This is a genomic window from Scandinavium tedordense (assembly GCF_024764965.1).
GTDB classification, from domain to species: domain Bacteria; phylum Pseudomonadota; class Gammaproteobacteria; order Enterobacterales; family Enterobacteriaceae; genus Scandinavium; species Scandinavium tedordense.
The window spans coordinates 180,396-203,040 of the sequence record NZ_JALIGG010000056.1; the positions used below are offsets into that span (position 1 = coordinate 180,396).

Annotated in this window: 22 protein-coding genes; 12 read left to right on the forward strand and 10 right to left on the reverse strand. The window is 54.7% G+C overall.

Annotated elements, in window-relative coordinates:
• Positions 1–387: 387 nt before the first annotated feature.
• The gene (locus MUU46_RS14040; protein WP_159755816.1) at positions 388–1,779 is read right to left on the reverse strand and encodes a NarK family nitrate/nitrite MFS transporter; all 1,392 of its coding nucleotides are present in this window, start codon (positions 1,777–1,779) and stop codon (positions 388–390) included.
• Positions 1,780–2,090: 311 nt separating this feature from the next.
• Here MUU46_RS14040 and narX point away from each other — a divergent pair, with 311 nt between their 5' ends.
• Together narX and narL are read left to right on the forward strand one after the other, a co-directional pair.
• Complete coding sequence (gene narX, locus MUU46_RS14045; protein ID WP_258965813.1) at positions 2,091–3,887, forward strand: nitrate/nitrite two-component system sensor histidine kinase NarX; 1,797 nt, start codon at positions 2,091–2,093, stop codon at positions 3,885–3,887.
• On the forward strand, positions 3,880–4,530 hold the full coding sequence (narL, locus tag MUU46_RS14050; RefSeq protein WP_159755810.1) for a two-component system response regulator NarL: 651 nt from the start codon (positions 3,880–3,882) through the stop codon (positions 4,528–4,530). Before narX ends, narL begins: the two co-directional genes overlap by 8 nt.
• Here the strand turns inward: narL and MUU46_RS14055 are convergent.
• Positions 4,527–5,918, reverse strand: coding sequence for a YchO/YchP family invasin (locus tag MUU46_RS14055; protein WP_309582940.1), 1,392 nt, complete (start codon positions 5,916–5,918; stop codon positions 4,527–4,529). The two genes, narL and MUU46_RS14055, sit on opposite strands and share 4 nt — an antisense overlap.
• A 167-nt stretch (positions 5,919–6,085) precedes the next feature.
• Here MUU46_RS14055 and MUU46_RS14060 point away from each other — a divergent pair, with 167 nt between their 5' ends.
• The 4 genes from MUU46_RS14060 to MUU46_RS14075 all read left to right on the forward strand — a co-directional run bounded on the left by MUU46_RS14060 (position 6,086) and on the right by MUU46_RS14075 (position 9,429).
• Complete coding sequence (locus tag MUU46_RS14060; protein ID WP_258965815.1) at positions 6,086–6,637, forward strand: YbhB/YbcL family Raf kinase inhibitor-like protein; 552 nt, start codon at positions 6,086–6,088, stop codon at positions 6,635–6,637.
• A 93-nt stretch (positions 6,638–6,730) separates the two neighbouring features.
• Positions 6,731–7,081, forward strand: coding sequence for a DsrE/DsrF/TusD sulfur relay family protein (locus MUU46_RS14065; RefSeq protein ID WP_258965816.1), 351 nt, complete (start codon positions 6,731–6,733; stop codon positions 7,079–7,081).
• A gap of 105 nt (positions 7,082–7,186) precedes the next feature.
• Positions 7,187–8,971, forward strand: a complete 1,785-nt coding sequence (locus tag MUU46_RS14070; RefSeq protein WP_258965817.1) for a methyl-accepting chemotaxis protein — start codon at positions 7,187–7,189, stop codon at positions 8,969–8,971.
• Between the two features lie 212 nt (positions 8,972–9,183).
• Entirely contained in the window at positions 9,184–9,429 is a 246-nt protein-coding gene (locus MUU46_RS14075) for a DUF1883 domain-containing protein (protein WP_159755799.1), read from the forward strand.
• A gap of 91 nt (positions 9,430–9,520) precedes the next feature.
• On the opposite strand, the gene MUU46_RS14080 is transcribed toward MUU46_RS14075, so the two are convergent.
• Together MUU46_RS14080 and chaB are read right to left on the reverse strand one after the other, a co-directional pair.
• The gene (locus MUU46_RS14080; RefSeq protein WP_258965818.1) at positions 9,521–10,201 is read right to left on the reverse strand and encodes a gamma-glutamylcyclotransferase; all 681 of its coding nucleotides are present in this window, start codon (positions 10,199–10,201) and stop codon (positions 9,521–9,523) included.
• Between the two features lie 175 nt (positions 10,202–10,376).
• On the reverse strand, positions 10,377–10,607 hold the full coding sequence (chaB, locus tag MUU46_RS14085; RefSeq protein ID WP_159755793.1) for a putative cation transport regulator ChaB: 231 nt from the start codon (positions 10,605–10,607) through the stop codon (positions 10,377–10,379).
• A 265-nt stretch (positions 10,608–10,872) separates the two neighbouring features.
• Here chaB and chaA point away from each other — a divergent pair, with 265 nt between their 5' ends.
• Complete coding sequence (chaA, locus tag MUU46_RS14090) at positions 10,873–11,973, forward strand: sodium-potassium/proton antiporter ChaA (protein ID WP_159755790.1); 1,101 nt, start codon at positions 10,873–10,875, stop codon at positions 11,971–11,973.
• Positions 11,974–12,138: 165 nt separating this feature from the next.
• On the opposite strand, the gene kdsA is transcribed toward chaA, so the two are convergent.
• The 5 genes from kdsA to hemA all read right to left on the reverse strand — a co-directional run bounded on the left by kdsA (position 12,139) and on the right by hemA (position 17,141).
• Positions 12,139–12,993: a 3-deoxy-8-phosphooctulonate synthase gene (gene kdsA, locus MUU46_RS14095; protein ID WP_159755787.1), complete on the reverse strand. Its 855-nt coding sequence runs from the start codon at positions 12,991–12,993 to the stop codon at positions 12,139–12,141.
• A 39-nt stretch (positions 12,994–13,032) separates the two neighbouring features.
• Positions 13,033–13,842: an invasion regulator SirB1 gene (sirB1, locus tag MUU46_RS14100; protein WP_159755784.1), complete on the reverse strand. Its 810-nt coding sequence runs from the start codon at positions 13,840–13,842 to the stop codon at positions 13,033–13,035.
• A gap of 78 nt (positions 13,843–13,920) precedes the next feature.
• Positions 13,921–14,757 carry a peptide chain release factor N(5)-glutamine methyltransferase gene (gene prmC, locus MUU46_RS14105; RefSeq protein ID WP_258966015.1) on the reverse strand — a complete coding sequence of 279 codons (837 nt, stop codon included), beginning with the start codon at positions 14,755–14,757 and terminating at the stop codon, positions 13,921–13,923.
• The gene (gene prfA / locus MUU46_RS14110; RefSeq protein ID WP_159755781.1) at positions 14,757–15,839 is read right to left on the reverse strand and encodes a peptide chain release factor 1; all 1,083 of its coding nucleotides are present in this window, start codon (positions 15,837–15,839) and stop codon (positions 14,757–14,759) included. Before prfA ends, prmC begins: the two co-directional genes overlap by 1 nt.
• Before the next feature lie 45 nt (positions 15,840–15,884).
• Positions 15,885–17,141, reverse strand: coding sequence for a glutamyl-tRNA reductase (gene hemA / locus MUU46_RS14115; protein WP_159755778.1), 1,257 nt, complete (start codon positions 17,139–17,141; stop codon positions 15,885–15,887).
• A gap of 194 nt (positions 17,142–17,335) precedes the next feature.
• Between hemA and lolB the strand changes: the two genes are divergently transcribed.
• The 5 genes from lolB to MUU46_RS14140 all read left to right on the forward strand — a co-directional run bounded on the left by lolB (position 17,336) and on the right by MUU46_RS14140 (position 22,251).
• On the forward strand, positions 17,336–17,953 hold the full coding sequence (lolB, locus tag MUU46_RS14120) for a lipoprotein insertase outer membrane protein LolB (RefSeq protein ID WP_258965819.1): 618 nt from the start codon (positions 17,336–17,338) through the stop codon (positions 17,951–17,953).
• Positions 17,950–18,810, forward strand: a complete 861-nt coding sequence (ispE, locus tag MUU46_RS14125; RefSeq protein ID WP_258965820.1) for a 4-(cytidine 5'-diphospho)-2-C-methyl-D-erythritol kinase — start codon at positions 17,950–17,952, stop codon at positions 18,808–18,810. Before lolB ends, ispE begins: the two co-directional genes overlap by 4 nt.
• A gap of 134 nt (positions 18,811–18,944) precedes the next feature.
• A complete protein-coding gene (gene prs, locus MUU46_RS14130; RefSeq protein ID WP_110508800.1) occupies positions 18,945–19,892 on the forward strand; it encodes a ribose-phosphate diphosphokinase in 948 nt (315 codons plus the stop codon).
• A gap of 122 nt (positions 19,893–20,014) precedes the next feature.
• A complete protein-coding gene (gene dauA, locus MUU46_RS14135) occupies positions 20,015–21,718 on the forward strand; it encodes a C4-dicarboxylic acid transporter DauA (RefSeq protein WP_258965821.1) in 1,704 nt (567 codons plus the stop codon).
• Between the two features lie 8 nt (positions 21,719–21,726).
• A complete protein-coding gene (locus MUU46_RS14140; protein ID WP_258965822.1) occupies positions 21,727–22,251 on the forward strand; it encodes a GNAT family N-acetyltransferase in 525 nt (174 codons plus the stop codon).
• Positions 22,252–22,305: 54 nt separating this feature from the next.
• Here MUU46_RS14140 and ychH read toward each other — a convergent pair whose 3' ends face one another.
• Positions 22,306–22,581: a stress-induced protein YchH gene (gene ychH, locus MUU46_RS14145; protein ID WP_258965823.1), complete on the reverse strand. Its 276-nt coding sequence runs from the start codon at positions 22,579–22,581 to the stop codon at positions 22,306–22,308.
• Between the last annotated feature and the right edge of the window lie 64 nt (positions 22,582–22,645).

Genomic DNA, 22,645 nt, shown 5'->3' on the forward strand with positions numbered 1-22,645 from the left:
GTTTCTCCTGTATGGAGCCTGTCGGCTCTCTGATAAATCGACATTGCAACAATTGCGGCGAAAGTAACCTTATGAAAGGAGATGGGAATTGATGGCGATCAAGGCGGGATTTGTTAACAATCGGACGAAAAACAACAAATACCACCAAAGTATTATCTGTTTTTATTTTTTAAATCATTGTTTTATAGATATTTATTGAGAAATGTCTGACTTATTTTGTGTCTGGAGACCGATGCGAGGTATTAAGGAGTAGATGCTTGTCCGCGCGCCTTTTAGACGCCAAAACGCACAGGCCGATAACATGGATACATCAAAGAGTATGTTGTAACTAAAAGAGGATAAAAAAATGGCGCGATCTCTCGCGCCATGATAATCAAAAAGTAACGCTTATTTTTTTGTTTTACGTCCGTATACCACCCAGGTGATCAGCACACAGGCGATGTAGAACACGAGGAATACTTTCATAGCACCCGCCGGAGAACCGGTCATCTCCAGCGAAATACCGAACGATTTCGGGATGAAGAAACCGCCAATCGCGCCGATTGCAGAGATGAAGCCCAGCGCCGCAGCAGTGTCGGTTGCTGCTTCACGCAGAGCATGTTCTTCACTTCCACCTTCGGCCTTCACTTTATCCATGGTCAGCTTGCGGAAGATAACGGAGATCATCTGGAAGGTGGATGCACTTCCCAGACCGGCCGTCAGGAACAGGCCCATGAACACCGCGAAGAAGGCGATGAAGTTCCCACCCTGGCCGTTAGTTGGCAGGGTCAGGAACAGCAGTGCGGAGAAGATGGCCATCGCGATGAAGTTAAACAACGTGACGCGTGTGCCGCCCAGACGGTCAGAAATGCCGCCGCCCAGTGAACGAGCCAACGCACCAATAAATGGACCGAAGAATGCGAAGTGCAGGATTTGCACGTCCGGGAACTGGGTTTTCGACAGCATTGCAAAACCAGCAGAGAAGCCGATGAACGAGCCGAAGGTTGCCAGATACAGCACCGCCATGATCCACAGGTGACCACGCTTCAGCACCGGCAGCTGCTCTTTCAGAGAGGCTTTCGACGCCGCCAGGTCGTTCATGAAGAACCACGCTGCGAGGGTGAAGATAATCAGGAACGGAACCCAAATCCACGCCGCGTTCTCAAGGAACAGCGAAGAACCGTCTGGCTGAGCCACACCGTCGCCGCCAAACATTGCGAATACGGAGACGGAGATAACCAGCGGTGCAACCAGCTGCATTACGCTCACGCCCATGTTACCCAGACCGCCGTTCAGACCCAGCGCCCCGCCTTGCTTCACTTTCGGGAAGAAGAAGCTGATGTTCGCCATACTTGAAGCAAAGTTCGCCCCGGCGAAACCGCACAGCAGCGCGATAATCATGAAGACGCTAAACGGCGTAGAGGTGTCCTGCACCGCAAAGCCCAGCCACACGCACGGAATAATCATGATCCCAGTACTGAATGCAGTCCAGCGACGACCGCCGAAAACCGGCACCATGAATGCGTAAGGCACGCGCAGCAGTGCGCCAGACAGCGCAGGCAATGCGGTCAGCATGAACAGTTGGTCGGTGGTGAAGTTAAAACCGACTTTATTGAGGTTTACGGCAACGGCGCTGAATAACATCCAGACGCAAAACGCGAGCAGCAGGCAGGGAACGGAAATCCACAGGTTGCGACTGGCAACACGATGGCCACGAGACTGCCAGAAGGCCGGGTCTTCAGGGCGCCAGTCAGTGATGACCGCGCCTTTATCCTTTTCCGAAGCGGAAGTATGACTCATATAAACCTCAAATGATGGAGTTAGTTGCCGCCACATTAGGGTTTACCAGCCAGGGTAAGTTGATATAAATCAAAGGAAAAGAGAACATATTTTTGGGCGAAAAACGGGCATTACCCTTAGTGAGTAGGTCGCATCACTCAAAAAACTGTGGTTTTTCACGTTGCTCAGGCAGGGATTACCCCTTTACACCCTTCCCCTGCCACCCCTGGCAATTAAGGAGTAATCCTTTTTGAGTATATGTATACTCCGGTTGATATCCCAGAATAAGCCGCACTCCCGGATTGCATCCCAGGTCAGGAGCCAGACTGTCGATGTTTAAACGTCTTTTTACCCCGCTTACGCTGGTCAATCAACTGGCGCTTATTGTTTTGCTGTCCACCGCTATCGGTGTGACGGGCATGGCGATTTCTGCACGCCTGGTCCACGGTGTCCAGGGCAGCGCGCACGCTATCAACAAAGCAGGCTCCTTGCGAATGCAGAGCTACCGCTTGCTGGCAGCGATTCCGCTGAAGGCCAACGATCGGACATTGCTCGATGAAATGAATCAGACCGTGAGCAGCCCGGAACTGATTGAATCCGCGGATCGCGACGGTCAGCGTCAACAGCTCGAAGCCCTACAACGGTACTGGAAATCAGAGCTGGCACCAAACCTGAAGCAGGCGACCCGCCAGGAACAAGTTTCCGGTGAGGTGGCGGCCTTTGTGAACCGCATCGACAAGCTGGTCACCGCGTTTGACCATACCACTGAAAAACGCATTCAACATGTGGTGTGGGTACACAGCATGATGGCGCTGTGCATGGCATTGCTATTCCTGTTTACCATCGTCTGGCTGCGTGCGCGGCTGCTGCACCCCTGGGAACAACTGTTGAGCATGGCGCGGGCAGTGAGCCAGCGTGATTTCAGCAAACGCGCGAAAATCAGCGGTCGTAACGAAATGGCGACGCTGGGCATGGCGCTGAACAACATGTCGAAAGAGCTGGCCGAAAGCTACGCCGTGCTGGAACAGCGCGTGCAGGAAAAAACCGCTAATCTCGAACAAAAGAACGAAATTCTCGCCTTCCTCTGGCAGGCCAACCGGCGTCTGCATTCCCAGTCGCCGCTGTGTGAACGTATTTCCCCGGTGCTGAATGGCTTGCAAGGTTTGACCTTGCTGCGCGATATCGAAGTGCGGGTTTACGATATGGAAGACGAGGAAAACCACCAAGAGTTCAGCTGTCATTCTGAGCCCGACTGCGACGACAAAGGGTGTTATCTCTGTCCGCGCAATCTCCCGGATTTGCCCGGCGGCGGCACAACCCTGAAATGGCGGATGACCGATGCGCATAATCAGTACGGTATTCTGCTGGCAACGCTGCCCGCAGGCCGCCATTTAAGCCACGACCAGCAGCAACTGGTGGACACGCTGGTTGAGCAGCTGACCGCCACGCTGGCCCTCGACCGCCAGCAAGAGCGCCAGTATCAGCTGATTGTTATGGAAGAGCGAGCCACCATCGCCCGCGAACTTCATGATTCCATCGCCCAGTCGCTTTCGTGCCTGAAGATGCAGGTCAGCTGTCTGCAAATGCAGGGCGAAAAACTGCCGGAAGACAGCCGGGTTCTGCTGAGCCAGATGCGCAACGAGCTGAATACCTCGTGGGTGCAGCTGCGCGAGCTTCTGACGACCTTCCGACTACAATTAACCGAACCGGGGCTGCGCCCTGCACTGGAAGCAAGTTGTGATGAATACAGCGCCCGCTTCGGCTTTACCGTGCAGTTGGATTACCAGCTCCCTCCGCGTTTTGTTCCTTCGCATCAGGCTATCCATGCATTACAGATTGCCCGTGAAGCGTTGAGCAATGCGCTTAAACATTCTGAAGCGACGGAAGTCACTGTGACGGTTACCCAAAACGACAATCAGGTTCGTCTCACCGTGGCCGATAACGGCCTCGGCGTTCCGGACCACGCTGAACGGATTAACCACTACGGCTTAATCATCATGCGCGATCGGGCGCAGAGTCTGCGTGGCGATTGCCAGGTCAGACGCCGTGATACCGCTGGCACTGAAGTTGTCGTTTCTTTCATTCCCGAAAAATCGCTTCCACAACCGCAAGGACTTATTCATGAGTAATCAGGAACAGGCCACTATCCTGCTAATTGACGACCACCCAATGCTGCGCACCGGCGTCAGACAGCTTATCAGCATGGCCCCTGACCTTCTGGTGGTGGGCGAAGCCAGCAATGGCGAACAGGGCATCGAGCTCGCAGAATCTCTCGATCCGGATTTGGTGCTACTCGATTTGAACATGCCGGGCATGAACGGACTGGAAACCCTCGACAAGCTGCGTGAAAGATCCCTCTCCGGGCGCGTAGTCGTGTTCAGCGTATCCAACCATGAAGAAGACGTGGTGACGGCGCTTAAACGCGGTGCGGATGGCTACCTGCTGAAAGATATGGAGCCGGAAGATTTGCTGAAGGCGCTGCATCAAGCCGCCGCCGGGGAAATGGTATTAAGCGAAGCGCTGACGCCGGTGCTGGCTGCCAGCCTGCGAGCGAACCGTGCAACGTCCGACCGCGATATTAATCAGCTGACGCCGCGCGAGCGCGATATTCTTAAGCTGATTGCCCAAGGTTTACCGAACAAAATGATTGCCCGTCGACTCGATATCACCGAGAGCACGGTGAAGGTTCACGTGAAGCACATGCTGAAAAAGATGAAGCTCAAATCCCGCGTCGAAGCGGCGGTATGGGTCCATCAGGAACGTATTTTTTAAGGCAGTAACAGCGAATCTGACGCCGCCGGGAAAGCTACCAGCGGTTCAGTCAGCGCCAGCGTAATCTCATTGGACGAGACGCGCTGCCCCTTCTCATCTTCCACCACTACCGACAGATGCCAGCGGTTCTTCGCGCCGTCGCTGTAATCCCATGCCGGCATAATGACGGTCCAGCCATCAGGGCTGCTGTGATTCACCGGCGGCGTCAGGCTCAGAGCCTGCGAATCGCCCTGCCAGGTCAATGACTTAATCGTAAACCGACCGCGCACCTGAAGCTTCAAAGACACCGTTTCGCCCGGGTGCAAATCCCACGGCGGCGTGGCGAGGAAAACGGATAATGTTTTACGCTGGCGATACTCGACCACAGGCAGATTGCTGCGTTCCGGGCTGTCATAACGACTGCCACGCAGCGAGGTAAACGCCGCCACTTCGCTGGACTCGAGCTGTTTCTTCAGCGGCACGCCGAAACGGTAGTTGAGCTTCATGCCCAGATTATTCTGGCTGACGCCGCTTTCACCCTGCTTATGCGCGGCAGAAATCGTCACCAGCGGCACCGGGGTGTAAGCCAGCCCTAGCGAAACCGCCATCGGATTGTGATAACCGGTGCCGGTATGGAACAGATCGACGCTGTCACCAAAATAGCGTTCAAAGCTAACGCTGGTATTAATGAAACGATAGAACGGCAGTCGCGCCTGGGCCGTGAGATCGTACCCGCGCGCCATTCGACTTTCGACCGTATCACTGTCATCGCGCCAGCTGTTGAAAGGCTGATAAAAGTTGGCCGACAGCCGTAAATACTCTCCCCAGGCTTCAGCCCCTAAACCGCCACGTTGCAGGCTTTCACCCATCAGGCTGTCGTAAAAGGCGTTATAGCCGAGCAGCCAGTCACCCGCCACCCAGCGCTGCCCAAGCCCGAGATTGCTCACCAGTCCGTCGTCCTGCTGCGTTAAGCCAACCTGAGTCCAGGTCAGATAGCGATTGTTGTCTTCCAGCGGCACAAACCAGTTACCGTGGCTGCCGGTAAACTTACCTTCGCTGTTCACCAACAGCTCCGCCGAGGCGCTCCCCCACGGAGAAAGCCAGTAATCGAGCTGCTGATTCATTTCGGAATTGAGCTGATAGCTGAGTTTTTCGATGGCAAAGAGCCGCGCCTGATCGCCGGTATCCAGGCCGTTGTCCTGCATGCTGGCTTCACCAAACGCCTTCATCATTTCTGCGAGGTGTTTTTCACTTTCGTGATCATCCGGGGTCATCCCCAGATTGGGCAGGTGGTCGGTGCTTTCATCAAACGGGTGTTCGGCCTGTTCGACGAAGGTTTGGCGGGCAGATGCGGCACCTCCTGCCAGGGGCAAGAGTAACAACAACAGTAGACGTGGACGTGACAACAAATACCTCAAAACGCAGCGGGATCCCTCAATAAATCAATATCGTGCCAGACGGCACGTCTTCTTACTCTAACGGTTTTAGCGCTCTCTTTCAGCTTTAGCACAAAATTCAGGAAGATCCTTAAGCATCGGCTACAGTTAAACCACCTTTCCTGCGTGAGAAGCCCCCCATGAAAACCCTCCCCTGCGCCATCGCCTGCGCGGCCCTGTTCGGCAGTATCGGCAACGTCTGCGCGGAGGGGCTATTTATCGTCCAGTCACCGGCTTTTGCCGATAACGCCATGCTCAATAGCCAGTACGCAGGTAATGATCCTAAAAACACAAACTGCACTGGCAAAAACAGCTCGCCACCATTGGTATGGAGCAATATTCCGTCGCAGACGCAGAGTCTTGCGCTGGTTGTTCACGATCCGGAAGGCAATAAAGGACTCGGCGTTACGCATCTGGTGGCCTACAACATTTCGCCTGCGTCCACCGGTTTTGGCCCAGATGCACTGCGCGATGCGAAAGGTTTTACCGGCGGAAAAAATACGCCTGGCACCGCCAGCTGGTACGGGCCATGTCCGCCGCCCGGCTCTGGCGCACATCATTACACCTTCACGCTGATTGCGACCGACCTGCCACCCACTTTACCTGCGGGCTTAACCCGCGAGGCGCTGTTCGAAAAACTCAAAGGGCATCAGCTGGCCGCTGCCGGGCTGATTGGGCGTTTCGGGCAGTAACGTTGTGCCATATCATCACCCTGGCGTAAACCGGTTGGCAGACAGCAAGCGTCACAGTAGCATCAGAGGCCTAATCCTCTTTCAGGAGTGAACATGCAACGTATTGTTATTATTGCTAACGGCGCGGCCTACGGCAGCGAATCCCTGTTCAACAGCCTGCGTCTGGCCATTGCGATACGCGAGCAGCAGCCCGTTGAGTTGAAAGTGTTCCTGATGTCCGACGCCGTCACCGCCGGGCTGCGTGGGCAGAAGCCCGCCGAGGGCTACAACATTCAGCAAATGCTGGAGATTCTGACCGCACAGGATGTGCCGGTAAAATTATGCAAAACCTGCACCGACGGACGCGGCATTACTCCACTGCCGCTCGCCGATGGTGTTGAAATTGGCACGCTGGTTGAGCTGGCACAGTGGACGCTCGACGCGGACAAAGTATTAACTTTTTAAGTCAAAAAACGCTGATAAAGTCTTTTTTCTTATGTACCCGGTTATAGCATCAAGTTCCTGGTTGGGTTGCCGATATGCCAGCACACAACACAGCAGGAATATATTATGTTTCGTTCTATTCGCACGCGTATTATTGCCGCAACCGCTGGCTGTCTGGCGGTTGCGCTTCTTCTCAACACCATCATCAATTATCAGGTTACGCGTCGCGATAACCTTCAGGCTCAACATGAAATGCTGGTCAGCACCCGCACCAGTCACGGGGTGGCGATTTCTGACTGGGTAAGCAGCAAAATGGCAGTTATCGCCTCGCTGGATAACGTCGCGCTCAGCGACGATCCGGTGCCACAGTTCCTGCAAATGGCGCGCGCAGGCGGCTTCAGCAATGTGTATGTCGGCTACGCCAGCAAAACCGCGAAATTCTCCGACCCGACCGGTGTACCTGCAGACTACGACCCAACCCTACGCCCGTGGTATCAACAGGCTGTGCATGACGATGCGCCGGTGGTCACCGCGCCGTACGTCGATGCAGGCACCGGGAAATTGGTGGTCACTTTTGCGGTGCCGGTGAAAGACAACGGCACGCTGAAAGCAGTTGTCGCCGGAGACGTCACTATGGACAATGTGGTCGCCAACGTGCGTGAAATTCACCCGACGCCCGCCAGTAGCGGTCTGCTGTTGAACAGCGACGGGAGTGTGATTGCGGCCAGCAATCCGGCGTTAACCCTGAAACCGTTTAGTCAGGCAATTTCCGGCGTGTCGTTATCGGCCCTGACTCGCGGCGATACCGTTCAGGGTACCCTCGGTGGCAGCGATAAAATCTTCTCGGCTATCCCGGTTCAGGGAACTCATTGGCTGTTAGTGGTGGCGCTCGACCATCAGGATGCCACCTCGGGCATGAACGCCCTGCTCAAAGCCTCATTGATTACGTTTATCGTGCTGATGCTGGTCGGCGGTGGTGTGGTGCATCTGCTGGTCGCCGCGATGCTGAAGCGTCTGCTGACTATTCGCGACGCGATGCTATCTATCGGTAACGGCACCAACGACTTGTCTCAGCGCCTGCCGGAAAACGGCAAAGATGAGGTCGCGCAAATCGCCCACGCCTTCAACTTGTTCAGCGACAAACTAGCCCAAGTGATGCTCCAGCTGCGCGACGCGACCTCGTCCGTGCAAACCGCTGCCAGGGAAATTGCCGCCGGGAATCGCGACCTTTCTGTGCGTACCGAACAGGCGGCCTCCAGCCTGCGTGAAACCGCCAGCGCAGTGGAGCAAATCACCGCCTCTGTTTCGCAATCCACTGAATCCGCCACTGCCGCCAGCGCGCAGGCAGAAAAAGCCACCAAAGTAGCCTCGAAAGGCGGCAGCGTCGTGTCCAGCGCCATCGACACCATGCAGGCCATCGAAATCGCATCGGCAAAAATTGGCGATATCACCAGCGTCATTGACGGTATTGCCTTCCAGACCAACATTCTGGCCCTCAACGCTTCCGTCGAAGCGGCCCGCGCGGGGGAACAGGGTCGCGGTTTCGCAGTGGTCGCAGGTGAAGTGCGTAATCTTGCCAGCCGCAGTGCCCAGGCGGCAAAAGAGATCAAAACGCTGATTGATACCACTGCGCAAAGCGTGGCCACCGGTTCGCACTATGTGCGTCTGGCCGGGGAAAGCATGGAAGAAATTGTGTCCAACATCGGCAGCGTGTCGGGGATCATCCGCGAAATAAGCATCGCCAGTAGCGAACAGATGCAGGGCATTCAGGAAATTAACCACGCGGTGATTCATCTCGACCGAATGGTTCAGCAGAACGCCGAACTGGTGGTGGAATCTGCCGCTGCGGCGGGCGCACTGCAAAGCCAGGCGGGTGACCTTGCTACGACCGCGAGCCATTTCCGCATTTAATCTTCTGCTGGCGCGTATTTGAACCATAAATGACGTGCCAGCTGAATGGTTTCAGGTACATTGTCATTTTCGTTTAATTGTTGCAGCATTTTTTGATCAAAATCAGCATCGGTAACCTCTCCCTTTGGTGTTATGCCATGAGTGAATTGTGAACAACATCACATAGGAATTTCAGGCACGGAATGCGCGGGCTGATAGTGACGGGGTAAATAATGGCGATGGTGAAAGCGAGTTTGACGTTATTTGGTGGGGATACAGTGGTTGTACGCTGTTCGGAGCGCTGCCATATTCATTTAATGAGTGCCAAAAAGCAGGCGCATGATATTCATACGGATATTTTGAGCGTGCAAAATCGGGAAAATGCGTATTTAACGGTGCCTTATAGCGGCACCTGGAATGTGTTGATCGACAGTCACAGCCAGTCGCTGGAGCATTCGATAAGCTTCGTTCCGGCATAACCGCGAGACAAGAATGCCCGGTGGCGTTTAACGCTGATCGGGCCTACAAAACCTGTAGGTCCGTGCAAACGCTAGCGCCGTTGGGCATTTTTCACGCTGAGCGCGGCAGGCTTTCACCGTTGAGCAAATGGCGGACCTTCCCCACCAGCTCATTCAGACACTCATCCTGCATACCAAGCTTCACCAGTTCCAGCTCGAGCGAAAAAAGGTACTGTGAGTTAGTTCCGAGCGGCCCGCTGGCGGCGGCGATCAACGGTGCAATCACCTTCACGCTGGTATCGGATTCATACAGGGGATGGCGCGGGTCCATGATGAACACCAGGGCATTAACCGTACGGCCATCGTCAAGTTCCAGCTTGCACCAGGTCGGCAGATAGCAACCGGTTATCATCTCGCGCTTCCACAGCAGCGCCAATTCTTCATCCATCGCACACTCCCGCAGGCGATAGGCCACGCCGGTGGTGCGTCCGCCCTCTTTGAGTGCAAGCATCCGCCCAGGCTGACAGGCGCTACCGCGTCCTGCCGTCAGGCGTAAACAGAAGGCACGGTGCCAACCGACGAGCGTGCCGGTGCAGGATTCACTGTAATCCAGCGCCGGGTTCCACATCAGCGAACCGTAACCAAAGATCCATACAGGGCCACCATCAGGTCGGCAGGCAAGCGTCGCGGCCAGTGAGGCTGCGCGTTGCTCCGGCGACCAGAGTAGCGATTCCTCGATTGCACCAAACGCCGTTTTGCAATCGGCCTTCAGCAAGAAATCACGTGTTAACACTTTATACCTCCACCACTGCACACTTCCCTGCAACCCCATTCCCTTCTGATTTGCTGAAATATTATCCAGCGTCCTCAGACAATATGCAATGAACGGGCCGCTTGCAACACAACGGAGTTCAATAAAGTGCAAATAAACGATTCGTGATTAACCTCACTTAAATAAGACCTTCAATTTATTTCTTTTTATGCCATTTATCGTCATCGCCTTTTTGATAATCATTCTTTACTGCTGCCCATGCGACCTTATGCGCAGTCTCTTCACGGCTGGCATCATCCTGCCGGTCTTCTTTGTGCTTATACTGATCCCATGCGCTATTGAACGCTTCTTTATAAATGTCCTGCGCATGAGCAGGCAGAACATGCTGAACGCTGTCAGGTAAATCGCCGGTGCTTTTATAAGGCATAAAACCTCCAGATTTCACAGGAACTGTAAGTGTGGCTCAGTCCGTGGACAGGCGCAAATACGGGTGAAAATTGGATAACCAATGGAATCAACATGCTGTTATTTAAACAAAAAATAAACAAAACCCCGAAATAACACCCACTGCGATGTTTTATCATCATTCGGGTAAATTTCAGTAAAAGTTCACCGGGATGTTTCTTGAGTCTGCTATTTTATTGCCTTTATTTATTTATAATTATAAAAATTTCGCAAAATGGAGATGGTTCATGACACAAGCACATGAGGCGGTTAAGACCCGTCACAAGGAGACGACCCTTATTTTCCCGGTCGTGGCGCTGGCGATACTGGTTTTCTTTGGCCATAACCAGTCTCTGCCAGTGGTTATTGGGATTAACATCCTGGCGTTAATCGGTATTTTAAGCAGTGCATTTAGCGTTGTTCGTCATGCAGACGTCTTAGCTCACCGTCTTGGCGAGCCCTATGGCTCATTAATTTTAAGCCTTTCGGTGGTTATTCTCGAAGTAAGCCTGATTTCCGCATTAATGGCGACAGGTGATGCTGCACCGACGTTGATGCGCGATACGCTGTATTCGATAATCATGATTGTCACCGGTGGCCTGGTTGGTTTCTCACTGTTACTCGGCGGACGTAAGTTTGCCACTCAGTACGTGAATTTATTCGGCATTAAACAGTACCTGATTGCCCTGTTCCCGCTGGCTATTATCGTGATGGTATTCCCGATGGCGCTGGAGGGCGCGAATTTCTCCTCCGGCCAGGCGCTGCTGGTTGCGTTAATTTCCGCCGCCATGTACGGCGTGTTCCTGCTGATTCAGACCAAAACGCACCAGAGTCTGTTCGTTTATGAGCATGAAGATGAAGCTGACGACGAAGATCCGCATCATGGTAAACCATCCGCACATAGCAGCCTGTGGCACACGGTGTGGCTGATCGTGCATCTGGTTGCGGTGATTGCGGTGACCAAGATGAATGCCATTCCTCTGGAGACGCTGCTGAGCAGCATGAATGCCCCTGTGGCGTTTACTGGCTTCCTGATTGCGTTGTTGATCCTCTCGCCTGAAGGTCTCGGTGCGCTGAAAGCCGTACTGAACAATCAGGTTCAGCGGGCAATGAACCTGTTCTTCGGTTCAGTACTGGCGACCATTTCCCTGACGGTGCCGGTGGTGACGCTGATTGCTTTTGCAACAGGGAATGACCTGCACTTCGCACTCGGCGCGCCGGAGATGATCGTGATGGTCGCGTCGCTGGTTCTGTGCCAGATTTCATTCTCGACCGGACGCACCAATGTGCTGAACGGTGCAGCGCATCTGGCGTTGTTTGCAGCGTATTTGATGACGATATTTGCGTGATTTGTGCGGACTGATGCCCGGCGACGCTTATGCCTCCTGGACCGACATATTCTGCTTTGTAAGCCAGGCAAGCGACGGTTCGCCGGGCACATCGGTTTCGGGCATCAAATAACCCCCATAAAAAAACCCGCCGCGGCGGGTTTTTGCTTTTAACAAGCGAACAAATTAGTTACTGGTATCCAGCGGCTCGAAGTTCTTCACCAGATCGTCAATCGCTTTGATCTGTTTCAGGAACGGTTCCAGCTTAGCCAGTGGCAGAGCAGACGGACCGTCGCATTTCGCGTTTTCCGGGTCCGGGTGCGCTTCAATGAACAGCCCAGCCAGGCCCGTTGCCATACCGGCACGTGCCAGTTCAGTAACCTGTCCACGACGACCGCTGGATGCAGCGCCAAACGGGTCGCGGCATTGCAGGGCGTGGGTCACGTCGAAAATAACCGGAGAGTTGCCAGAAACGGCTTTCATGACGCTGAAGCCCAGCATATCAACAATCAGGTTGTCGTAGCCGAACTGGGTGCCACGGTCGCACAGAATCACTTTGTCGTTGCCGCCTTCAGCGAATTTATCAACGATGTTACCCATCTGACCAGGGCTGACGAACTGTGGTTTTTTAACGTTGATGACCGCGCCAGTTTTTGCCATCGCTTCCACCAGATCGGTCTGACGAGCAAGGAACGCAGGCAGCTGAATAACGTCAACCACTTCGGCGACAGGCTGTGCCTGGGCGGCTTCGTGTACGTCGGTGATCAGTTTCACGCCGAACGTCTGCTTCAGCTCCTGGAAAATCTTCATCCCTTCGTCGAGACCCGGGCCACGGTAAGATTTGATGGATGAGCGGTTGGCTTTATCAAAAGAGGCTTTGAACACATATGGGATACCCAGTTTCTGGGTCACGGTCACGTAGTGCTCACAGATGCGCATTGCGAGGTCACGGGACTCCAGCACGTTCATGCCACCGAACAGCACAAACGGCAGGTCGTTTGCGACATTGATATCGCCAATGCTAACCACTTTTTGTTTCATAGGATCGCCTTATCAGGGGTTAATCGGATTCTTTCCGGATTAATGCAAGGTAATGTGTTTGCTCGCGATGTTATTGATCTGGGCGCGAATAATTTCGCTGATAGGATCTTCCGGGCACTGCTCTACGAAATAGCTCAGATCGCTGAGCGCGACATGTTCACACTCCAGCTGGGCGTAGATCAGGCCGCGATCGCGGATTTCATACGGATCTTCTGGATTAAACTGCAGCAGGGCTTCGCTGACGCGCAGGGCCAGCTCCATCTGCCGCTCTTCCATCAAGGCAGATTTCAGGGTATCGAGCAGTTTGCGGATAACCTCTGCGTTTTCTGCTTCATCCAGATCTTCGTTAAACAGTTCAGATACCGGGCTGATATTGCCTTTCAGCCACACTTCCAGCGTGTGTTCATCAAGGGTATCGCCGGTAAACGGATTAATCAGCCACATTTCACCGGTTTCAACGTCCGCGCGCAGCAGCAGCTGCGTCGGGAAAATCACCGGCATCATGGGAATCGAGAGTTGACGTGCGATCCACAGCATAATCGCGCCCAGCGACACGGCGCTACCTTCACGGTTTTTCAACACGGTATCGAGCCACAGCGCATCAGAAAGACGGTATATGCCGTGTGCGGAGCTGAAGCCCCACTCGCCGTAGAACAACTCAATCAGGCGTTCCACCTGACGAGTTTCAGTCCATGATGGGCTAATCTCTTCGCGCGCCAGGCTCACCAGTTGCTCCAGCTCATCTATCACATACTGGGCCTGAAAATCGTCGCGGATCAGTTCAGTGATGAGGATCATGCCGTCGCACAAGGGTGCTTTGTTAAATTCAAAATCTGCTAATGACCTCATGACCTACCCCAACTGCGGGTTACCGAATGGCAACCTGATGACTTCAAAATGATGCTAATAATAACGCTAAACGCGCTTTCAGTCAGCATTGCGTCTCCCGACGGTTAAGCGCTCGTTGTCGCCATAGTCACGACAGGTTTCCACCTGCGTATAACCGGCCTGAATATAAAGCTCTCTTACCGCGGCGCCCTGCGTCCAGCCGTGCTCCAGCAACATCCAGCCATCGGGCAGTAGAAAGCGCCGCCCTTCGTGAATGATATGAGCCAAATCGGCCAGCCCTTCATCGGCGGCAACCAGCGCACTGAGCGGCTCGAAGCGTACATCGCCTTCGGCCAGGTGCGGGTCCTGCTCATCGATGTAGGGCGGGTTGCTAACAATCATGCCAAACGTTTTATCTTCCAGCGCGCTGAACCAGTTGCTGTGGGCAATCGTGACATTGCTGATTCCCAGACTACCGGCGTTACGCGTGGCAAGCGCAACCGCATCGGCGACAAAATCAACGGCAATCACCCGGCAATCCGGGCGTTCACTCGCCAGCGCCAGCGCAATAGCCCCAGTGCCGGTGCCTAAATCGAGAATATCGCAAGGCTCAGGCGACAAACGGGCCAGCGCCTGTTCGACCAGACACTCGGTGTCCGGACGCGGGATCAGCGTCGCAGGGGTGACTTCCAGCGGCAGCGACCAGAACTCGCGCATCCCAATCAGATGCGCCACCGGTTCGCCGTTAACGCGGCGGCTGAGCAGCATTTCCAGCTGAGCACCCTCTTCCGTCGTTAACGTCGTTTCGTCGAAGGCCAGAATATAGGTACGTGATTTACCCGTCACGTGGCCGAGTAAAATCTCAGCGTCACGGCGCGGACTTTCGCTGCTCGCGAGACGCTCAATCGCCTGAATCAGCCACTGTTTAAAACTCATCATTCCTGATCGGACAACGCCGCCAGCTGATCGGCCTGATATTCCTGCACGATCGGTTCAATGAGCATATCGAGTTTGCCTTCCATGGTTTCATCCAGACGGTACAGCGTCAGGTTGATACGGTGGTCAGTCACGCGGCCCTGCGGGAAGTTATAGGTGCGGTTACGATCGCTGCGATCGCCACTACCCAGCAGGTTACGGCGAGTGGACGCTTCTGCCTGCTGGCGTTTTGCGATTTCAGCGGCACGAATACGCGCACCCAGCACGGAAAGTGCTTTGGCTTTGTTTTTATGCTGAGAACGCTCGTCCTGACACTCCACCACAATACCGGTCGGCAAGTGGGTAATACGGATTGCGGAATCGGTGGTGTTAACGTGCTGACCGCCCGCGCCCGAAGAGCGGAAGGTATCAATACGCAAATCGGCCGGGCTGATATCCGGCATTTCGGCTTCAGGCAGTTCAGGCATTACCGCGACGGTACAGGCGGAAGTATGAATACGCCCTTGGGATTCGGTGGCCGGAACGCGCTGCACGCGATGGCCGCCGGATTCAAATTTCAGACGACCGTAAACGCCGTCACCGCTGACTTTGGCGATCACTTCTTTGAATCCACCATGTTCGCCTTCGTTGGCGCTCATGATTTCTACGCGCCAGCGACGCGCTTCGGCATAACGGCTGTACATACGGAACAGATCGCCCGCAAACAGCGCCGCTTCATCCCCGCCGGTACCGGCGCGGACTTCGACAAACGCGCTGCGCTCGTCATCCGGATCTTTCGGCAGCAGCAGAACCTGCAGCTCTTGTTCCAGTTCTTCGCTTTTGGCTTTTGCTTCCTGCAGCTCTTCTTGCGCCATTTCGCGCATTTCCGGGTCGTCGAGCATCATTTGTGCGGTTTCAATGTCTTCCTGGACCTGCTGCCAGTCGGTAAAACATTTCGCGACATCGCTGAGCTGCGCATATTCCCGCGACAGTGCGCGGAAACGGTCCTGATCGGCGATGGTTCCGGCATCACCCAGCAGCGCCTGGACTTCTTCATGGCGCTCATGCAGCGCTTGCAGTTTGGCAACAATAGACGGCTTCATAGGCGTGTAAAATTCACCCTGTAATTAAAATTTGAGAGAGCAGCGCTATTCCAGCCCGAGGCTGTCGCGCAGAATATTCAGGCGTTCATCATCCCCGTCACGGGCAGCCTGCTGAAGTGATTTGGTTGGAGTGTGGATCAGGCGATTGGTTAACTTTCGCGCCAGATCCTGCATGATGGCTTCGGCATCGCCACCCTGCTGCAACGCGGCCAATGCGCGGGCGGTGAGTTCATCACGCACCTGATCGGCCTGCGAGCGGTAATCGCGGATAGTCTCACTGACGCTTTGCGCGCGCAGCCAGGCCATAAATTCACTGGTTTCCTGCTCGACAATCGTTTCAGCCTGCTGCGCGGCGGCATGGCGCTGCGCCATATTGTGCTGAATGATGTTTTGCAGGTCGTCGACGCTGTAAAGATAGGCGTTGGCGAGTTTGCTGACGTCGGGCTCTACGTCGCGCGGCACGGCGATATCCACCAGCAGCATCGGCTGATTGCGACGCGCCTTCAGCGCTCGTTCCACCATGCCTTTACCGATGATCGGCAGCGGGCTTGCGGTAGAACTAATAATAATGTCCGCCTCTTTCAGGCGCTCATCGACGTCGCTCAGGGCAATCACTTCTGCCCCAACCTCATCGGCCAGCACCTGCGCGCGTTCACGCGTGCGGTTGGCGATCAGCATTTTTTTGACGCGATGTTCACGCAAATGACGGGCAACCAGTTCAATCGTCTCCCCGGCGCCGACCAGTAACACAGTGACTGACGACAGAGATTCAAAAATTTGGCGGGCAAGCGTACAGGCAGCAAAGGCCACGGAAACGGCGCTGGCTCCAATGTCAGTTTCGGTGCGCACGCGTTTGGCCACGGAGAAGGATTTCTGGAACATGCGTTCCAGTTCACTGACATGCAAATGACCACGGCTGGAATCGGCAAAGGCTTTTTTCACCTGCCCAAGAATTTGTGGTTCACCGAGAATAAGCGAGTCCAGCCCACTGGCAACGCGCATCAGATGGCTGACTGCGTCGTTATCCTGATGCCAGTAAAGGCTGTTGCGCAGGTCTTCTTCATTGAGCTGGTGATAATCACACAGCCAGCGAATCAGCGATTCCTGCAAATCACCTTCTTCCTCAACGCTGAGATACAGCTCGGTGCGGTTGCACGTCGACAGCACCACGCCGCCCTGCACCATTGGCTGGGACAGAAGACTTTCCAGCGCCTTGTCGAGCGTATCTGGCGAAAACGTAACACGTTCTCGCAGCGCGACCGGAGCGGTTTTGTGGTTGATGCCTAGTGCCAGGAGCGTCATGAATGCAGGAGTAGTACCAGCGTTGATAAGGTTAGTCTGAGCGCATCATACAGGATGCGTAAGGTCAATAAAAGGGAGGGCCCCCTTTCGGAGTAATCGGTAATTTTGTGATTTGAGACAACTTGAACGTAGACGCTGGATAAAGGCGGCGCTAGCATTGGGAGTTATAACTGCAACGTATATCAAGGATTTTTATGAACCTGTCCCGTGTATTACGCCTGATGCCCCTGGCGGCGCTGGTATTAACCGCCTGTTCCATCAACGCGCCAAAGGGTCCAGGTAAGAGCCCGGATTCGCCGCAGTGGCAGAAACATCAGCAGGAAGTGCGTCAGTTAAGCCAGTATCAGACCCGCGGTGCGTTTGCATTCTTGTCTGACGACCAAAAAGTGTATGCGCGCTTCTTCTGGCAGCAGACGGGTAAAGATAACTATCGCCTGCTGCTGACTAACCCGCTCGGCAGCACCGAGTTGTCGCTCACCGCTAGCCCAGGCAACGTGACCCTGATTGATAATAAAGGTCAATCCTACACCTCCACCGACGCCGAAGAGATGATTGGCAAACTGACCGGAATGCCTATTCCGCTGAACAGCCTGCGTCAGTGGATCCTCGGCCTGCCGGGCGACGCGACCGACTACAAACTCGATGACCAGTATCGCCTGAGTGAAGTGAACTACACTGAAAACGGTAAAGACTGGAAAGTGGTGTACAGCGGGTACGACAGCAAAACCCAGCCGTCATTGCCGTCGAACATGGAGCTGACCGAAGGCAGCGAGCGTATCAAACTGAAAATGGACAGCTGGATCGTTAAATGAGTACCCGTTGGCCTTCTCCGGCAAAGCTGAATCTTTTTCTCTATATCACCGGCCAGCGCGCCGATGGTTATCACACATTGCAGACGCTGTTTCAGTTTCTTGATTACGGCGACACGATAACCATTGACGTGCGTCCCGATGGCAAACTGCGGTTGCTGACACCGGTGGACGGTGTGCCGAATGAGGAGAATCTGATTATTCGCGCCGCCCGAATGCTGATGCGCGCGGCGACAGAAAGCGGTCGACTGTCGGAAGGCGCGGGTGCGGATATCAGTATCGACAAGCGTTTGCCGATGGGCGGCGGTCTCGGCGGCGGCTCATCAAACGCTGCCACTGTACTGGTGGCGTTAAACCATTTATGGGAATGCGGGCTATCGGTTGATGAACTGGCGACGATGGGCCTGACGCTTGGCGCTGACGTGCCGGTATTTGTGCGTGGACACGCCGCCTTCGCCGAAGGGGTTGGCGAAGTGCTCACACCGGTCACGGTGCCAGAAAAATGGTACCTTGTCGCACACCCTGGTGTGAGTATTCCGACGCCGGTTATTTTTAGCGACCCAGAATTGCCCAGAAATTCGCCACACAGGTCAATTGAAACGTTACTAAAATGTGAATTCAGCAACGATTGCGAGGTTATCGCAAGAAAACGTTTTCGTAAGGTTGATGCAGCGCTTTCCTGGCTGTTAGAATACGCCCCGTCGCGCCTGACTGGCACAGGGGCCTGTGTGTTTGCTGAATTTGACACCGAATCCGCCGCCCGCCAGGTGCTTGAGCAAGCCCCGGAATGGCTGCAGGGCTTTATTGCCCGCGGTGTGAACATCTCGCCGTTAATGCTGACTTTCGAAGGGGCAGACTGAGTTTCGGTGACAACGTCACCCCGTTCCAGACGTTGCATCGTGCTCAAAAACACACCGCCTGGATGAAATGCGCCTGGCCCGCACAGTTTTTGGCCCATTCATCCACCACTGGACGCATGCCTGAGGTTTTTCTCGTGCCTGATATGAAGCTTTTTGCTGGTAACGCTACCCCGGAACTAGCACAACGTATTGCCAACCGCCTGTACACTTCTCTTGGTGACGCCGCCGTAGGTCGTTTTAGCGACGGTGAAGTCAGCGTACAAATTAACGAAAACGTACGCGGTGGTGATATTTTCATCATCCAGTCCACTTGTGCCCCAACCAATGACAACCTGATGGAATTGGTTGTAATGGTCGATGCCCTGCGCCGTGCTTCCGCAGGCCGTATCACCGCCGTTATCCCTTACTTTGGTTATGCCCGTCAGGATCGTCGCGTACGTTCCGCTCGTGTGCCAATCACTGCCAAAGTTGTCGCGGACTTCTTGTCCAGCGTCGGCGTTGACCGCGTTCTGACCGTAGACCTGCATGCTGAACAGATTCAGGGCTTCTTCGATGTGCCGGTAGACAACGTATTCGGTAGTCCAATCCTGTTGGAAGACATGCTGCAGCTGAAACTGGAAAACCCAATTGTGGTTTCTCCGGACATCGGCGGCGTAGTACGTGCCCGTGCTATCGCTAAGCTGCTGAATGACACTGACATGGCTATCATCGACAAGCGTCGTCCACGCGCTAACGTTTCACAGGTGATGCATATCATCGGTGATGTTGCTGGCCGTGACTGTGTACTCGTTGATGACATGATCGACACCGGCGGCACTCTGTGCAAAGCCGCCGAAGCGCTGAAAGAACGTGGTGCGAAGCGCGTATTTGCTTACGCAACTCACCCGATCTTCTCTGGCAATGCGGCAAGTAACCTGCGCGGCTCCGTCATCGACGAAGTAATTGTCTGCGATACCATCCCGCTGTCGGATGAAATCAAAGCGCTGCCAAACGTTCGTACCCTGACCCTGTCAGGAATGCTGGCCGAAGCGATTCGTCGTATCAGCAACGAAGAATCTATCTCTGCCATGTTCGAGCATTAATCGAGCCCGATATAAAAACCCGCTCCGGCGGGTTTTTTTGTTTTACTCAACCATTTGTATGACTAATGCCTCCTTCATTTGCTCTCCCCTGGCAAATGATGCGCTCATGGATGAAGACCACTGTGAACCGATCCACACTCGCAGATATCTTGCCGTTTCGCGCCCTTATCGACGCCTGCTGGAAAGAAAAATACACCGTTAACCGCTTTACCCGCGATCTGGTAGCCGGGGTCACCGTCGGCATTATTGCCATTCCACTGGCGATGGCGCTGGCCATTGGCAGCGGCGTTGCGCCGCAGTACGGCCTTTATACGTCTGCCGTTGCCGGGATAATCATTGCCCTCACCGGCGGCTCACGCTTTAGCGTGTCCGGTCCGACTGCCGCATTCGTGGTGATCCTCTACCCTGTTTCTCAACAGTTTGGTCTCGCCGGTTTACTGGTTGCGACCCTGCTTTCAGGCGTGTTCCTGGTGTTGTTCGGCCTCGCCCGTTTTGGCCGTCTGATTGAATATATTCCGATCTCGGTGACGCTCGGCTTTACTTCCGGGATTGGCATCACCATCGCCACCATGCAGATAAAGGATTTCTTCGGCTTGTCGTTGCCACATATGCCAGAACACTACTGGCAGAAAGTGGGTGCGCTGGTGATGGCGCTGCCGACGCTGAACCCGGGCGATGCCGCCATTGGCGTGGTGACGCTGGCGATTCTAATTTTTTGGCCGCGGCTGGGCATTCGTTTGCCGGGGCATTTACCCGCGCTGCTGGCGGGTTGCGCGGTAATGGGCATCGTGAATATGCTGGGTGGAGACGTAGCGACCATCGGCTCACAGTTTCACTATGTGCTGAGCGACGGCACGCAGGGCAACGGTATTCCGCAGCTTTTACCGCAGCTGGTGCTGCCGTGGAAAATGCCTGATTCCGACTTTACCCTGAGCTGGGATTCCCTGCAGGCGCTGCTCCCTGCCGCTTTTTCGATGGCAATGCTGGGCGCGATTGAATCACTGCTCTGCGCGGTGGTGCTCGACGGCATGACCGGCACGCGCCATAAGGCCAACAACGAACTGATCGGTCAAGGCCTCGGCAACATGATTGCGCCATTCTTCGGTGGGATCACCGCCACCGCCGCCATTGCCCGTTCCGCCGCCAACGTGCGCGCCGGTGCCAACTCGCCGATGGCGGCGGTTATCCACGCGGTACTGGTAATAATGGCGCTGCTGGTGCTAGCCCCGCTGCTTTCCTGGCTACCGCTTTCCGCGATGGCTGCCCTGCTGCTGATGGTGGCGTGGAACATGAGCGAAGCGCACAAAGTCGTTCACCTGCTGCGCCGGGCACCTATTGATGACATTGTGGTGATGCTGATGTGTATGTCGCTTACAGTGCTGTTTGATATGGTGGTCGCTATCAGCGTCGGCATCGTGCTGGCATCTTTGTTATTCATGCGACGGATTGCCAGAATGACACACCTTGCGCCAGTGAATGTTTCCGTGCCAGATGACATACTGGTGATTCGGGTGATCGGTCCTCTGTTTTTCGCCGCCGCAGAAAGCGTCTTCCTCGATTTGCAGTCCCGTATCGACGGAAAACGCATTGTGGTGCTGAAATGGGATGCGGTGCCGGTGCTGGACGCCGGTGGCCTGGAAGCGTTCCAGCGCTTTGTCAGCCGGTTGCCGGAAGGCTGTGAACTGCGGGTGTCGAATCTGGAATTTCAGCCGCTGCGCACGCTGGCTCGCGCTGGCGTTAAGCCGATCCCAGGTCGACTGGCGTTTTATCCGGACCGAGATGCGGCCCTGGCGGACCAACGCGATAATCAAATGACCAACCAATAAGGAAGACGATGCTCACACACGCCCCGCACCTGGAGACCGAACGGCTGGTATTACGCCATTTTACCGTAGATGATTTTGACGATCTGGCGGCCTTCTGGGCCGATCCGCAGGTGGTGAAATTTATTGGCGGGGAGCCACAAAATGCGGAGGTAAGCTGGAGCCGATTACTGCGCTATATCGGCCACTGGCAGGTGCTGGGTTACGGTTATTGGGCGGTGTTTGAGAAGCAAAGAGGACGCTATATTGGCTCGTTTGGCTTGCAGGAAGCGAAGCGTAATCTTACCCCGGCGCTGGACTGCCCTGAAGCAGGTTGGGCGCTTATCCCCGCGGTGCACGGGATGGGTTATGCCAAGGAAGCCTTAGAGGCGATGCTGCAATGGGCAGACCGTGAACTCGGTACACCGCTATGCTGCATTATTGATGAAGAGAATCAGCGTTCCGTGCATCTGGCCCAACGTTTTGGATTTCAGTTCCAACAAGACGTCAGCTATCACGGCAGCCCGGTGCGGATGTTTACTCGCCCTGCACCCTGACCTCATAAATGAAAACGGCTCACTCAGGAGCCGTTTTGCTGAAAAATCCAGGTATTAGCTGTGGCGATGGGTGTCCCGACGACAGCGTTTATCATAGTGACGCACCCACCAATATCTGTCGCTCACCTGCTCGTGACCGCTGACACGAGCCCCCGCCAGCCAAAGGACTGCACCGAGGAAGATACTGAGCACTGCGCCGTGCGCAAAGTATTGCGGCAGGTCAAGTTGCGGAAGCTGGTTTAAAATAGAGTAACCAACCCCGACGACCATGACAGTTAACCCTAAACCCATGAGCACGTTACCGAGTCGCGAAGCGTTTCTGCGTTTCATATGTCACCTCCGGAACTTTGGGTTGACAGGGAATATCCCTGGTCCTTGTGTGTAAAGTATAGAC